Here is a 14,036-nt window from a genome sequence, read left to right as displayed (position 1 = left end):
AGCGCATGCAGCCCTTGACGGCGAGAACGCCGTGATAGGGTGTTAGGAAACAGCAAGACCGCCATTCCACCGATCTCACAGGCGACACCAGCAAGCGCAGCGCGCAGGCTCTGTCGGCCCAACCAAAGATGCCAAGTGATGTTGTGGCGGGCCGTAGAACTGCAGAGATGACCTGCACCAACAACGAGAAAGGAACGAGGCTGGTCGCCACTTATAGCCAGTGCCCCATCAAAACGATTGGCAGACGGCCGCTACCGAAATACTCTCCGGTCTCTGGGCTAACGAAGTGCAAACAGTCAGTACTCTGCCCCNAGGAAACAGCAAGACCGCCATTCCGCAGATCTCACAGGCGCCACCAGCAAGCGAAGCGCGCAGGCTCTATCGATACGGTCTAAAACGCCCAGAGGCGTTGTTGGCGAGCAGCAGAAATGCAGCCATGGTGTGCAACAGCCAGTGCGAGAGGCGGGAGACAAGTTCTCGCTATGTGACCAATGACCCATCCTGCTGGGTTGGCAGATGGCCGCTATAGAAATACCCTCTGGTCGCTGGGCTAACGAAGTGCAAACAGGCAGGATGCTGACCCCATGCACTCCGTTAGCTCAGAACCTTCCTTCCTGGTCTGTTTTAACAGGCCTCTTCATTGGCATTTGCCATGGCTCAGGTCAGCCCTGACAGCTCGCTTCGGCGAGCGTCAGGGTCTTTCTGTGGCCAAAACAATCACCCGCGGTATAGATCTCGGCCTGCTCACCGCAGCGAAGATGCGAGCAAATACGCTGGTGGATACGACTCAGGAAACCCACCTCAAAAGCTCGCCTTTCAATAGCGCAGGGCAGCAGGTCGCGCTCCGCGATCATCACTGCCCAGAGCCATCCACTGCGGGCATGGTCGAGCCAGGTCTGTGCCAGCTTCACGCCCTGGTCGAATGCCTCTCTGCAATCTGCAGCCCAGGTGATCTCCATACCTGGATGGCCGTCGTGAGGTGGAAGGTAGGTCATCACCCCCTTACTCATCTGCCACCTCCTCGAACATCAGAGAGGGCGCGGCGATAGAGCACGACCATCTCATCGAGCAGAGCCAGCGCTGAATATGCAGCGATGCGCACACGCAGATCCGCGGGCTGCAAGCCTTCAGGTTCAGCCAGTTGATCGAGCAGATTGCCGAGCATCACACCACGCAGTTCGGCGGCAGCTTCGGAGGGNTCACGCCCTGGTCGAATGCCTCTCTGCAATCGGCAGCCCAGGTGAGCTCCATGCCAGGATGGCCGTCATTAGGTGGAAGGAACGTCGTGACGCCCTTGCTCATCTGGCACCTCCTCGAACCTCGGAGAGGGCACGGCGGTAGAGCACGACCATTTCATCGAGCAGAGCCAGCGCTGAGTAAGCAGCGATGCGCACGCGCAGATCCGCCGGTTGCAAGCCTTCAGGTTCAGCCAGTTGATCGAGCAGATTGCCGAGCATCACGCCACGCAGTTCAGCGGCAGCTTCAGAGGTTAGGGGAGAGCGTTCGGATTCATGCAGCGGGCTTCGCTGCAGCGGAAAAGGTACAACGCAGGATTCGAACTCAGCCATGGCGCACCTCCAGATCAGAGGTGGACAGCAAGACCTGAAGCCCAAGGCGGAGCTCTCGGGTAAAAAAGGGGTAGCGCATTTTCCTTATGCTCCTCGGTTTGATTAAGGAGCCGCCACCCACTGTTCTGACGCAGTATGGTGGCAGACCGTACGGGGGTCAGAAACCGGTAACCGNTTTCCTTATGCTCCTTGGTTCGATTAAGGAGCCGCGACCAATCGTTGCTACACAATATGGAGGCGGACCGCACGGGGGTAGCAAACCGGGAACCAAGGGAACCGGCCAGGCAAAAGCCTGCCCCGTACGGCCCGCCATAGAGACGCGATAACGCAGTGCCGAGGCACTGGCTATGCGCTATGACGCTGCCGCATCTTGGTATCCCAGGTTGCTACACCCGGCCGTGGGATTTACCACGACGGGCGCACTCTAGCCCGAGGGTTTCAGGATGGCAACCTACTGTGGCGTAGTTGATTGAGAGGTGGGGCAGTCAATCTCGTTGCCGGTAGGGCTGAGGTCGTACTCCATCTATGGCTATTGGCTTACAGTCCTACCTTCGGACTCAACGAGCCCATCGGCTACGCTGGTAATTAGCCTATAGAGGAGTACGCCATGTCTGCCAGGGAAGAGCAGTTGATACAGTTGCTGGGCCTCATGGCTCGCAGCATGACCCACATGACCGCATCCGTAACCGCTATGGCCTTCGAGCAACTGCGAAGCCAGGATGCAGCACTGCAGAATTCAGCCAAGCGCATGATCGAGCGCATGCAGGCTATCAATGAAGAGCTCGATCAGCAGTGGGAGCTGGTAGGTCAACTAACCGGCCAGCGGGATCAAGAAGCGCTTGTGGAGGAGTTGGATATCTCTTCGGTTCGAGTGCATCGCGAAGCGGAGGCGTCTGGCACTCCATCAGTCGATGTTTTAGTCCGGCCGCATCAAGGGATCTCACGAACAGTACCATAGGGAACGTNCCGAGGGTTTCAGGATGGCAACCTGCTGTGGCGTAGTTTCGGATTTCAGCGAGAGTACGTTGAGCAGTGGCACGCCCCGTGGGCTTGGCTGTGCACCCTGACATGAGGTATGTGCAGAATGTTTACAGGTTAAACCCTGAGCTCAGTGATAAATCCACCCCTGCAAATCATCCAAATTCACCACCACAATCTGCTGCGCTGTCGGTTTTGTGTGCACCTTGGTTGTATCGATTTGATAGCGCTGCAACACGTACTGCACTAACGCGCCTCGGGTCTCGATCACCAGTTGTCCATCACGCATACCGTAGTCTGCTTCGATAATCGTTCGCTGCTCGGGTTTCAGGCGTGAGTCCGGCTCGATGATGACTTGCACCCGCGTGCTCCAACCCGGATCTTGTTCGCGAGTATTTTCGGTCTCGTCGTCCATCAACTCCGGCACACCGCGAAAGCGGCTGAGCACGAAGTCGCGATAATCCCTGTTCTTCTCGCAATACGCCCGCACATGCCAGCGCATACCTGTGTAGATCAGTGTGTGGGGGGCGATCAGGCGCGTTTCACCGTCCGGAGTTGTGAAAGACACGTACTCACATTCCAGCCGCAGCCCTTCGCGGCAGGCGCGCAGAAGCGGGCGCAGCAGCTCCGGACGCACCGTGCGATCCGGCACCTGCAGCACTTCGGTATGCGCATAGGCCAATGCCAGTCCTTCGATGTGTGGTGCACGGTCATGGTTCTGGTTGAGCAGGTGCAAATAGGCGCTGGCACTGTCATCTATAAACAGCGGTCTGAAGTGGCTGCTCGGCACATACCCCTTCAAATGCTTGTCATATTCCAGGTTCTGCGGCGCGTAGTCGGTGATGTAGGAATTGATGTCCTTCGACGCTTGCTGCCGGCTGATGCCAAAGCTCTGCATCAGGTGGTTCGTTGTCAAACGGCCTTCCCACCACACCACCGTCTCGATCAGGCGATAGCGCAGCGCCAGATCCCAGCGTACGGACTCGATTTCCTGTTTGCGTTTCATGGTCTCTCCATCTGCACGAAAACTTTACCTGTACGGGCAAACACTATAGATACGTCGTTAAAAGCTACATATCGTGGCGCTGTCATTCAAGCTCGCCGTAACATGGCGGGCCAGCAGGGAGAGCGAAGCGTGTTTGGACTTGGGGTGTCGTGACTAGTCGTAGGTGTTTGCTTAGTAATTGTCCAAGGTGCCGGAGCTGCGCTGTACTGGCAGATTCTTAAGCAGCGCGAAGCACGTGCCAACTTGCATGCCTCACAGACCAAGCTGGAGTACCTTCAGATGCGGGTGCATCAGCAAGAGGACGAAATACGTGAGCTGACGGCCGGCCTGCGAGCCGAAAGGGCGCATGTCGAGCAGTTGAAGCGTCAGCTTGAGTTTGCTCAGGGGCAAGCTATGCAGATGCGGCACGACAGCTGATGATCTACAGGTAGCGTTGATTTACCGGAAGCAATGGATATTTAGTCGCAGCGGAGCACACCAGGATGAATAAGCCATCATCGGTACAGGCCCTAGAAGAGCTGGGGCGCGTCCGGCTATCCAAGCACTTTTTCATGCGCGATTTCCTCTACTCGGAAATCAGCCAGATCGAGGGCATCCCCAACATTCCGGATTATCCTGATCGCGCCATTGAAGCCGGGCGAGGGCTTTGCGAACAGCTGTTGGAGCCACTTCAGGAGCGCTTTGGGCGGATCGTCATTCGCTCGGCTTACAGGGCTCCGGCAGTCAACGCTAAAGGGGCCGAGAACAACAACCAGTACAGCTGTGCCGCCAACGAAAAAAACTACGCGGAGCACATATGGGATTATCCGGACCCTGAAGGGAATCTGGGCGCGACTGCCTGCATCGTGGTGCCGGCATTGCTGTCCTGGTATGAGGAGCGCAAGGACTGGACGCCGCTGGCCTGGTGGATTCACGACAACCTGCCATACGCCAGTCAGTTCTGGTTTCCCAGGCTGGCGGCATTCAACCTGCGTTGGAGTGCAAACCCGAATACGCTACCGAGCATTAGTACCTATGTCACCAACCCACATACGGGGGACAGGAAGGCATTGGTAAAAGACGGGGTGGCCACACTCAGTCTGGATGAGCGCAAGGTAATAGTTCGCCCATGGCTGGAGAGCCTGGCATGAGCCGTGATTCCAGTAAGTTGAAACATGGCGGATGCGTTGTGCCATCTTGCCGAAACGTAACCTCGCGTGAAGGAATAGCCTGCAGATGTGATCTACAGGAGCATTTCCCGTAAGGGTGCCTGCGCGACAGATTGCATTAGGGGAACTGAGCATTTCAGCTGCTGATGTGAGTCAGCTCGGTGGTTGGCAGGTTGCTTTTAATCTTTACCCGGTAGTGGCAGATGGATATTGTGACGGGCATCGCACCAGGGCAGGCCGAAGTACCTCAGGGAAGGCCATTTATAGCGGTTGCATACGTTTTGAAGTCCTCCGACGTCTATTACTGCCATCTGGTTCGATCACCTGATGCTCATGACCTGAGCATGCGCATTGGTTTCGTTTAAGGCCGGAGCATGGACAAGAAATCGCTTTCCGAGCGTGATATCTGCAGCAAATTCATTTCACCAGCCATTGGCAACGCTGGCTGGGATTTGCATAAGCAGGTACGTGAGGAAGTCAGCTTCACCAAGGGACGCATTATCGTGCGCGGCAAAATGCACAGCCGTGGCGAGTCGCGCCGAGCTGACTACATCCTCTATCACCAGCAGAACCTGCCCATTGCCGTAATTGAGGCGAAGGATAACAAGCACTCGCTCGGCTCCGGCATGCAACAGGCCCTCGGCTATGCTGAGGCGCTCGACGTGCCGTTCGTGTTCTCCAGCAACGGCGATGGCTTTCTGTTCCATGACCGCAGCGGTACCGGCGCGCAGGTTGAAACCGAGCTGAGTCTTGAGCAGTTTCCCGGCCCGGACGAGCTCTGGCAGCGGTATTGCCAATGGAAAAGCCTGGATGGCGCCGCTCGGCAAAAGATCGAGGCGCCTTACTACGACGACGGCTCCGGGCGCATGCCGCGCTACTACCAGATGAATGCCATCAACCGCACGGTTGAGGCCGTAGCGCGTGGCCAGGATCGCGTGCTGCTGGTGATGGCCACCGGCACCGGCAAGACCTACACCGCGTTTCAGATCATCTGGCGGCTGTGGAAGTCGAAGCAGAAGAAACGCATCCTCTTCCTCGCCGACCGCAATATTCTGGTCGACCAGACCAAGAACAACGACTTCAAGCCCTTCGGCCAGGCGATGACAAAAATCGCCAAGCGCCAGATCGAGAAGTCCTACGAGATCTACCTGTCGCTGTACCAGGCAGTGACTGGCTCCGAAGAAGAAAAGAACGTCTACAAGCAGTTCTCCCCGGACTTCTTTGATCTGGTGGTGATTGACGAATGCCACCGTGGCAGCGCTGCGGAAGATTCCGCCTGGCGCGAAATCCTCGAGTACTTCTCCAGCGCCACTCACGTTGGCCTGACCGCCACGCCAAAGGAAACCAAGGACGTTTCCAGCATCACCTATTTCGGTGAGCCGGTGTACAGCTACACCTTGAAGCAAGGCATCGAGGACGGCTTCCTCGCCCCCTATAAAGTGGTGCGCATCGACTTCGACAAGGACCTGCAGGGCTGGCGCCCTCCCAAGGGCATGCTCGACAAGAACGGCGAGCTGATCGAAGACCGCATCTACGACCTCAAGGATATGGATCGCCATTTGGTCATCGAAGCGCGTACCCAGATGGTGGCGCAGAAGGTCACCGAGTTCCTCAAGGCCACCGACCCGTTCCAGAAGACCATCATCTTCTGCGATGACATCAACCACGCCGAGCGCATGCGCCAGGCCCTGGTCAACCTCAACCCCGAGCGCATCGCTGAGAATCGCAAGTACGTCATGCGCATCACCGGCGATGACCAGGAAGGCAAGGCCGAGCTGGACAACTTCATCAACCCGGAAGCGCGCTATCCGGTCATCGCCACCACCAGCAAGCTGATGACCACTGGCGTCGATGCGCAAACCTGCAAGCTGATCGTCCTCGATCAGCACATCAAGTCGATGACCGAATTCAAGCAGATCATCGGGCGCGGCACGCGCATCAACGAGGACTACGGCAAGTTCTGGTTCACCATCATGGACTTCAAGAAAGCCACCGAGCTGTTCGCCGATCCTGCATTCGATGGCGAACCTGTGGTGATCTACAGCCCTGAAGGCGATGACTCACCCGTGCCGCCAGATAGTCCTCTGGCGGATGAAGAAGGCATCGTCGACGGTGGCGATTGGCTGCCCGAGGGCGACGAAACCGATGGCGGCGAAGAGGGCAAAAAACGCATCAAGTACGTGATCGACAACGTGCCGATCCACGTCATTGCCGAACGTGTGCAGTACTACGGCCCGGACGGCAAGCTGATCACCGAATCGCTGCGCGACTACACCCGCAGCTGCGTGAAAAAGCAGTTCGCGTCTCTGGATGACTTCCTGCGCCGCTGGACGGATGCCGAGCAGAAGAAGGCCATCATTGACGAGCTCGCAGCCCAAGGTGTGATGTGGGAAGCCCTGGACGAGGAAGTGCAGGCCAAGCGCGGCCAGCCGCTCGACCCCTTCGACCTGATCTGCCATATCGCCTTCGACCAACCGCCGCTGACCCGCAAGGAGCGCGCCGAACAGGTGAAAAAACGCAACTATTTCGCTAAATACTCCGGCGCCGCCCGCCAGGTGCTGGAGGCTTTGTTGGACAAGTACGCCGATACCGGCATCGAGCACATCGAAGACATCAAGATTCTCCAGCTCGATCCTTTCAGCCAGATCGGTGCGCCGATTGAGTTGGTCAGGGCGTTTGGCGGTAAGCCTGGTTATCAGCAGGCGATTCAGGAGTTGGAGAGTGAGCTCTATGCATCCTGATAGGCGGCCGGCTTATCCGCGTGTTTTAAGGACCGAGTATGGAGCTTAAGGACAAGGGGCAGTGGCGTACTTTCCTGGCCTCTGCCATGGACAGCCCACCGACTGTTACGCCTGCCCGAGCTATCAGGCCGGTGAGCACTGACGAATACCGGCATGCATTGCAAAGCCTTGCGCCCGCAATCACTGAGAAGCAGCGGCGCATGCTCATCGGGCATGCGCAGGCTCCTGGCCACGCAATCACCATGTCCGAACTCGCTGCTCTGGTGGGGTTCCCGGGTTACAGCGCTGCAAATTTGCAATACGGCCTTTTGGCTGGAAAGTTGGCTGATGCCCTGGGCGTCCCGCGTCCGAGCTTTCTGGTGTACGTCCTTGCCAGTTTTGATGACGATCCAGGTACGTCTCATAGCCGAGCTCATATGTACCCCGAGCTAGTCGAGGCGCTGCAGCAACTGGGTTGGGTCGAGAGCGAGTCCATGCATCGGAACGAAGGTTCGACCACAGATGCGGGCGGTGACTCGCTGACAATTCAGCAACTGATGATGACGCTGGAGCGCCAGGGGTTCACTCGACCAGTGCAATCAGGCCTGAAAGTGCTACGTATGGAACATCCGTTGCTGCCTCAGCCGTTATTCGTCAAACAAAGCACCAGCGCTCAAGCACGGCCAAAGACACCGTTGGTATTGCATCCGGATTACGAAAGCCAGCTACCTGAGCTGCTAGCCATCAGCGGTGTTGAACGCAGCGATGGGCGTTACTACCACAACAGCAACCTGCGGGGCTTTCCCAAGCGCCGTAACGGTGGGGCTACTGATATCGCCTACGGCTTGGATCTTGGCTTTCGGCACGTCGCCGCCCTGGAGCGGTTGTTGGTGCATCTTCTGGGTAAGGCGTCAGATACTGCGACTCAGGAGCCCAGCCATACCAACGTGCTCTTGCTGAATGACTGTGACTCGCAAGACCAGGCAGTGACCGACACCGAGCGTGACGCCCTGATCAAGGTCCGCGTCGGTCAGAGTGGTTATCGCGATGATCTGTTGGCCTACTGGGGTGGTTGTGCAGTAACCGATTGCAGCGTACCGGAGCTGCTGCGCGCCTCGCATATCAAACCCTGGCGCGCTGCCAGCCCGGCCGAGCGGCTCGATCCATTCAACGGCCTGCTGCTCACCCCCAACCTCGATCTCGCATTCGACCAGGGTCTGATCAGCTTCGACGACCAGGGGCAGATCCTGATTGGTGAGGATCTCGATCCCGACAGCGCCCGTGCGCTCAACATCACCCCCGAACTTCGCCTGCGCCAGATCGAGTCGCGTCATCGCGCCTATCTGGCCTGGCACCGTGAACACCTGTTTAGGAAGTAAGCATGTCGATTAGCAGCACCATCAAATCCATCCAGGACATCATGCGCAAGGACGTCGGCGTCGACGGCGACGCCCAGCGCATCGGCCAGCTCGTGTGGATGTTGTTCCTTAAGATATTCGACGACCGTGAGCAGGAGTGGGAACTGCTGGATGACGCCTACCGCTCGCCGATTCCAGAAAGCTGCCGCTGGCGCACCTGGGCTGCCGACCCGGAAGGCATTACTGGTGACGAGCTTAAGAGCTTCATCGACAACAACCTGTTCCCGCAGCTGCAGAACCTCCACGAATACAGCACCACCCCGGCCGCCTACGTGGTGCGCGGGGTATTCGAGGATGCCTACAACTACATGAAGTCCGGCCAGCTTATCCGCCAGGTGATCAACAAGATCCAGGAGGGCGTGGACTTCAACAAGGCGCAAGAGCGTCATGCCTTCGGCGACATGTACGAGCAGTTGCTGCGCGACCTGCAGAATGCCGGCAACGCCGGTGAGTTCTACACGCCGCGCCCGGTCACCGAATTTATGGTGCGCATGGTCGACCCCAAGCTGCACGACAAGGTCATGGACCCGGCCTGCGGCACTGGCGGCTTCCTTACCTGCACCATCGAGCACAAGCGCAGCCGCTACGTGAAAACTGCCGAGGACGAGCGCGTACTGCAGGCCAGCATCTTCGGCGTTGAGAAAAAGCCGCTGCCGCATCTGCTGGCCACCACCAATATGATCCTGCATGGCATCGAAGTGCCCAGCCAGATCAAGCACGACAACACCCTGAGCCGCCCGCTGATCAGCTGGGGGCCGGGCGAGCGGGTCGACTGCATCGTTGCCAACCCGCCGTTCGGCGGCATGGAAGAAGACGGCATCGAAACCAACTTCCCCACCGCCTTCCGTACCCGCGAAACCGCCGACCTGTTCCTGGTGCTGATCATGCACCTGCTCAAAGACGGTGGCCGCGCCGCCGTGGTGCTGCCCGATGGCTTTCTGTTCGGCGAAGGCATCAAGAGCCGCATCAAGGAAAAGCTGCTGACAGAGTGCAACCTGCACACCATCGTTCGCCTGCCCAACGGCGTGTTCAACCCCTACACCGGCATCAAGACCAACCTGCTGTTCTTCACCAAGGGCACACCGACCAAGGACGTGTGGTTCTACGAGCACCAGTACCCGGCCGGTTACAAGAGCTACTCCAAGACAAAGCCCATGCGCATCGAGGAGTTCGCGGTGGAGGAGGCCTGGTGGGGCAGCGAGGCCGATGGTTTTGCCGCGCGGGTGGAAAACGAGTTCGCCTGGAAGGTCAGCCTAGACGAGCTCAAGGCGCGCAACTGGAACCTGGACTGTAAGAACCCGCATGTGGGCGAGCAGATCAGCCACGATCCGGACGAGCTGCTGCGAAACTACGCGGCGCTGCAAGGCGAGATCGGCGAGCTGCGCGACCAGCTCAAGGCAGTGCTGGCCGAAGCCCTGGAGCGCCAGGTATGACGGCGTTGCTGACCGACAATCTGCCGCTGCTGGCCGGTGCGCCCAATGGCATCAGGAAACTGCGCGAGCTGATTCTGGAACTGGCGGTGCGCGGCAAGTTGGTACCACAAGATCCAAGAGATGAGCCGGCCAGTGAGTTGCTCAAGCGCATTGCCGAGGAAAAGGCGCGCTTGGTGGCTGAGGGCCAAATCAAAAAGCAAAAACCGCTGACGGCGATAGCTGAAGAAGACCAACCCTTTGAGTTACCTGCAGGATGGGAATGGGCCAGTACAGCGACGCTGGCATTGCTTATTACTGACGGAACACACCATACCCCCACGTATATAAGCTCAGGCGTCCCGTTCATTTCTGTGAAAGACATTGATGGGACAACTATTTCTTTTGATAACTGCAAATACATTTCACAAGAAGAGCACATAGCAATAAATGCACGCTGCAACCCTGAACTGGGAGACATTTTGCTATGCAGGATTGGCACGCTTGGACGGCCAACCATTGTGGATACGGAGGTTCCCTTCAGCTTATTCGTGAGCGTTGGTCTATTGAAACTGCCGAAGAAAACGGAGCTTTCCCGGTATTTTCACTGCGTGCTATCAAGTCCCTTGATGTACCGTCAGTATGACCAGATTAAGGCTGGAGGTAGCCATACAAATAAGCTGAATCTGGGTGATATACCCCGCCTGCTTGTTCCGGTTCCGCCCCTCGCCGAACAACACCGCATCATCGCCAAAGTCGATGAGCTGATGGCCCTGTGTGACCGGCTGGAAGCCCAGCAGGCCGACGCCGACAGCGCTCACGCCCAACTGGTGCAGGCGCTGCTGGACAGCCTCGCCCAGGCCCGCGATGCCAGGGACTTTGCGCAAAGCTGGCAGCGCCTGGCCGAACACTTCCACACCCTGTTCACCACCGAGTCCAGCATCGACGCCCTCAAGCAAACCCTGATGCAACTGGCGGTGATGGGCAAACTGGTGCCGCAAGATCCAAGTGATGAGCCTGCCTGTGAACTTGTAGGACGAATTCAATTCGAGAAGCGCCGATTTCTAGCTGAATCAAAAGCTCGAAAGCAAAAGGACTTGGATGCTGACTTAATGCCTGAACCACCCTTTGATGTTCCAGATGGGTGGGAGTGGCAATGCATTGATGATGTTTTGCACGTGACTGGCGGTGTCACTCTCGGGAGAAAACTTTCTAACCGCAGACTGGTCTCCAAACCCTATCTCCGGGTAGCCAATGTTCAGCGCGGAAAACTGGAGCTGGATCAAATTAAGGAAGTCGAAGTGCCTGAAGATGAGGTTGAAAAATACCTGCTTAGAAACGGCGACCTCCTAATTACTGAGGGCGGTGACTGGGATAAAGTTGGTCGCACTGCTATTTGGCGTGAAGAGTTGCCTGAATGTTTGCACCAAAATCATGTTTTTCGGGCACGAGCGATTGTCGAGGATTGGGAGCCTCGCTGGGCCGAGATGTATCTGAACTCGACTCCGGCCAGAGACTATTTTGCGGGCTCCTCAAAACAGACCACGAATCTTGCGTCAATCAACATGACTCAGCTTCGAGCATGTGCATTCCCCTTGCCTCCTCTCACCGAACAACACCGCATCGTCGCCAAAGTCGATCAATTGATGGCGCTGTGCGACCAACTCAAAGCCCGTCTTAACCAGGCCCGCCAGGTGCACGAGCAGCTGGCCAATGCCCTGGTCGAGCAGGCCGTGGCCTGACAAGCACAAGAATATTGATAAGGACGTCCCATGCGCCCCGACAAGAAAACCGTCACTGAACTGTTTAATGACCGGCAGCAGTATCTGATCCCCCTCTTTCAGCGGGGTTATGTGTGGTCGCTGAACGAGCAGGTGCAGCCGCTGTGGGAGGACCTGATCGACCGCCTGGAGGCCATCGTCCAGCATCGGGCCGATGCTCAAGCGGTGGGGGCGGGTAAGCTCAGGCCGCTGCGCCGGCACTTTCTCGGTACCGTGGTGATTGGCAGCCTCAAGGGCGGCAGCAGTGATGCGGTGGGCAACCGCGATGTGATCGACGGTCAGCAACGCATCACCACCCTGCAGATTCTGTTGTTGGCGTTTCGCGACCTGGTGGCACCGCTGGGTGACGATGCGCTGAGCTATGACCTCAAGCCGCTGACACAGAATATCGGCAAGTACCGTCAGGCCAGCGACACGCTCAAGGTGCTGCCGACCAATGTCGGCCGCGATGTGATGCAGGCCCTGGCCGAGCTGGGTAGCGTCGAGAAGATCTGCGAGCGCTTCCCGGCCAAGGTCGGCCGGCAGCATCAGGAGCGCCCGGCGATGGTGCGTGCCTACCTGTTCTTCCATGCCATGGTGGCCTGCCATCTGCGCGGCTTGCGCTACGACGACCCGCTGCCGGGGGCCGCGGCTGACGATGACACCCGAGTGGTGGATGTGGTGATGAACTCCATCGATTCGGACAACCAGCTAAAACTGCCTGGCGCCGAGTTGCCGCTCGACGCCGAGCGTGGGCACACGCTCCTTGCCGCCCTGCGCGAGGGCTTCCAGATCATGTCGCTGGAGCTGGAGGACGAGGACGATCCGCAGATCATCTTCGAAACCCTCAATGCCCGTGGTGCGCCGCTGCTGCCGAGCGACCTGATTCGTAACTTCATCTTCCTCCACGCCACCCGTAACGGCGAGGACGTGGATGAGCTATATCGCCAGGGCTGGCAGCACTTCGACGAGACCGTGGATACCAGCACCGGCAAGGGCGCCAAGTTCTGGAAGCAGCAGGAACGCCAGGGCCGCCTGAAGAACTCGCGCCTGGATCTGTTGCTGTACCACTACGTGGGCATGCGCAAATGCGAGGACCTGAAGGTGGCCCATGTGTTCAACGAGTTCAAGGACTGGTGGCAGGACGAGCCGCGCGACACCCAGCGCGAGCTGGCGCGCATCACGCACCTGGCGGGGTATTTCCAGACCTTTATGGTGCCGGGGCAGGCGAGCCGCTTCGATCTGTTCTGCCGGCGCCTGAAGCTGCTGGATGTGTCCACGGTGACACCGCTGGTGCTGTACCTGCTGGAGCACCATAAGCCGGATTCCGCCGAGCTCCTGCAGGCCATCGGTGACCTGGAGTCTTACCTGGTGCGCCGCTTTATCTGTGGCTACACCACCAAGAGCTACAACCGCACCTTCCTCAACCGCCTGCTGGCGGAGATGGTGCGCGAGCAGAAGACCGATGCCGCGACCCTGCGCAGCAAGCTGCTGTCCCTTCAGGGCGAAAGCCAGTGCTGGCCGGATGACGAGACCTTCGCCCGCGACTGGTACCACCGTCGTCTCTATCAGGGGCGCAATACCGGCAAGGTGCGCGCGGTTCTCGAAGCGCTGGAGCTGACCATGCGCGGCAGCAAGCAGGAGAGTCTGGTGCTGCCCGATGGCCTGACCGTGGAGCATGTGTTGCCGCAGAAGTGGCAGACGAACTGGCCGCTAGCGGACGACACACCGGAGAATCAGGAAAAGCGCAACCGCCTGCTGCACAGTTTTGGCAACCTCACGCTGGTGACCCAGGCCTTCAACTCCGCCCTGAGCAACGAACCCTTCGCCGTGAAGCGTCAGGAGATCGTCACCACCAGCCTGCTGATGCTCAACACCCACTTCCAGCGCTATGACGACAACGATGCCTGGGATGAGGACGAGATCGTGTCGCGGGCGGACAGCCTGTTTGCCTATGCGCTGAAGATTTGGCCACTGCCGAAGACACACTGAACCACTGGCTATTCGCATTTCGATTTTGGTGACCTGA

The 14,036-nt window shown here is 58.2% G+C and carries 12 protein-coding genes and 1 pseudogene; 7 read left to right on the top strand and 6 right to left on the bottom strand.

The window, feature by feature from the left end; all coding sequences use genetic code 11:
• Positions 1-662: 662 nt before the first annotated feature.
• The 4 genes and pseudogenes from C2846_RS08380 to C2846_RS08375 all read right to left on the bottom strand — a co-directional run bounded on the left by C2846_RS08380 (position 663) and on the right by C2846_RS08375 (position 1,568).
• The gene (locus tag C2846_RS08380; RefSeq protein WP_119701229.1) at positions 663-1,010 is read right to left on the bottom strand and encodes a LasR-specific antiactivator QslA; all 348 of its coding nucleotides are present in this window, start codon (positions 1,008-1,010) and stop codon (positions 663-665) included.
• Positions 1,007-1,165 carry a hypothetical protein gene (locus C2846_RS18990; RefSeq protein WP_014596866.1) on the bottom strand — a complete coding sequence of 53 codons (159 nt, stop codon included), beginning with the start codon at positions 1,163-1,165 and terminating at the stop codon, positions 1,007-1,009. Before C2846_RS18990 ends, C2846_RS08380 begins: the two co-directional genes overlap by 4 nt.
• A 35-nt stretch (positions 1,166-1,200) precedes the next feature.
• A pseudogene (locus C2846_RS18985) lies at positions 1,201-1,302 on the bottom strand (LasR-specific antiactivator QslA); the annotation flags it as partial.
• A complete protein-coding gene (locus C2846_RS08375; protein WP_119701228.1) occupies positions 1,299-1,568 on the bottom strand; it encodes a hypothetical protein in 270 nt (89 codons plus the stop codon). The gene C2846_RS08375 and the pseudogene C2846_RS18985, both read right to left, overlap by 4 nt.
• 607 nt (positions 1,569-2,175) lie before the next feature.
• On the opposite strand from C2846_RS08375, the gene C2846_RS08370 reads away from it, so the two are divergent.
• On the top strand, positions 2,176-2,526 hold the full coding sequence (locus C2846_RS08370; protein WP_119701227.1) for a hypothetical protein: 351 nt from the start codon (positions 2,176-2,178) through the stop codon (positions 2,524-2,526).
• Positions 2,527-2,676: 150 nt separating this feature from the next.
• Here C2846_RS08370 and C2846_RS08365 read toward each other — a convergent pair whose 3' ends face one another.
• Both C2846_RS08365 and C2846_RS18635 read right to left on the bottom strand, forming a co-directional pair.
• Entirely contained in the window at positions 2,677-3,552 is an 876-nt protein-coding gene (locus C2846_RS08365; protein WP_119701226.1) for a WYL domain-containing protein, read from the bottom strand.
• Between the two features lie 252 nt (positions 3,553-3,804).
• Complete coding sequence (locus tag C2846_RS18635; protein WP_012077901.1) at positions 3,805-3,960, bottom strand: hypothetical protein; 156 nt, start codon at positions 3,958-3,960, stop codon at positions 3,805-3,807.
• 74 nt (positions 3,961-4,034) lie between these two features.
• Here C2846_RS18635 and C2846_RS08355 point away from each other — a divergent pair, with 74 nt between their 5' ends.
• From C2846_RS08355 to C2846_RS08325, 6 genes are all read left to right on the top strand, one after another.
• A complete protein-coding gene (locus C2846_RS08355) occupies positions 4,035-4,682 on the top strand; it encodes a peptidase M15 (RefSeq protein WP_119701224.1) in 648 nt (215 codons plus the stop codon).
• A 392-nt stretch (positions 4,683-5,074) separates the two neighbouring features.
• Positions 5,075-7,441 (top strand): EcoAI/FtnUII family type I restriction enzme subunit R, encoded by a 2,367-nt coding sequence (hsdR, locus tag C2846_RS08350; protein ID WP_119701223.1) that lies wholly within the window; start codon positions 5,075-5,077, stop codon positions 7,439-7,441.
• Between the two features lie 416 nt (positions 7,442-7,857).
• Positions 7,858-8,799, top strand: a complete 942-nt coding sequence (locus tag C2846_RS08345) for an HNH endonuclease (protein ID WP_119701254.1) — start codon at positions 7,858-7,860, stop codon at positions 8,797-8,799.
• 2 nt (positions 8,800-8,801) lie between these two features.
• Positions 8,802-10,271 carry a type I restriction-modification system subunit M gene (locus C2846_RS08340; protein ID WP_119701222.1) on the top strand — a complete coding sequence of 490 codons (1,470 nt, stop codon included), beginning with the start codon at positions 8,802-8,804 and terminating at the stop codon, positions 10,269-10,271.
• A complete protein-coding gene (locus tag C2846_RS18735) occupies positions 10,268-11,989 on the top strand; it encodes a restriction endonuclease subunit S (protein ID WP_205890139.1) in 1,722 nt (573 codons plus the stop codon). The genes C2846_RS08340 and C2846_RS18735 overlap by 4 nt, the downstream gene beginning before the upstream one ends.
• 30 nt (positions 11,990-12,019) lie before the next feature.
• Positions 12,020-13,999, top strand: coding sequence for a DUF262 domain-containing protein (locus tag C2846_RS08325; protein WP_119701221.1), 1,980 nt, complete (start codon positions 12,020-12,022; stop codon positions 13,997-13,999).
• Positions 14,000-14,036 lie beyond the last annotated feature (37 nt).

It is taken from the genome of Pseudomonas jilinensis, assembly GCF_003586265.1.
In the GTDB taxonomy this organism is placed as follows: Bacteria; Pseudomonadota; Gammaproteobacteria; order Pseudomonadales; family Pseudomonadaceae; genus Halopseudomonas; species Halopseudomonas phragmitis.
This window is presented reverse-complemented; position numbering and strand designations above follow the sequence as displayed.

What these genes read in the sequence shown, in the direction of transcription:
- C2846_RS08380 (WP_119701229.1), bottom strand. Translation starts at nt 1,010, where the DNA reads ATGAGTAAGGGGGTGATGACCTACCTTCCACCTCACGACGGCCATCCA.
- C2846_RS18990 (WP_014596866.1), bottom strand. Translation starts at nt 1,165, where the DNA reads ATGCTCGGCAATCTGCTCGATCAACTGGCTGAACCTGAAGGCTTGCAG.
- C2846_RS08375 (WP_119701228.1), bottom strand. Translation starts at nt 1,568, where the DNA reads ATGGCTGAGTTCGAATCCTGCGTTGTACCTTTTCCGCTGCAGCGAAGC.
- C2846_RS08370 (WP_119701227.1), top strand. Translation starts at nt 2,176, where the DNA reads ATGTCTGCCAGGGAAGAGCAGTTGATACAGTTGCTGGGCCTCATGGCT.
- C2846_RS08365 (WP_119701226.1), bottom strand. Translation starts at nt 3,552, where the DNA reads ATGAAACGCAAACAGGAAATCGAGTCCGTACGCTGGGATCTGGCGCTG.
- C2846_RS08355 (WP_119701224.1), top strand. Translation starts at nt 4,035, where the DNA reads ATGAATAAGCCATCATCGGTACAGGCCCTAGAAGAGCTGGGGCGCGTC.
- hsdR (WP_119701223.1), top strand. Translation starts at nt 5,075, where the DNA reads ATGGACAAGAAATCGCTTTCCGAGCGTGATATCTGCAGCAAATTCATT.
- C2846_RS08345 (WP_119701254.1), top strand. Translation starts at nt 7,858, where the DNA reads ATGTACCCCGAGCTAGTCGAGGCGCTGCAGCAACTGGGTTGGGTCGAG.
- C2846_RS08340 (WP_119701222.1), top strand. Translation starts at nt 8,802, where the DNA reads ATGTCGATTAGCAGCACCATCAAATCCATCCAGGACATCATGCGCAAG.
- C2846_RS18735 (WP_205890139.1), top strand. Translation starts at nt 10,268, where the DNA reads ATGACGGCGTTGCTGACCGACAATCTGCCGCTGCTGGCCGGTGCGCCC.
- C2846_RS08325 (WP_119701221.1), top strand. Translation starts at nt 12,020, where the DNA reads ATGCGCCCCGACAAGAAAACCGTCACTGAACTGTTTAATGACCGGCAG.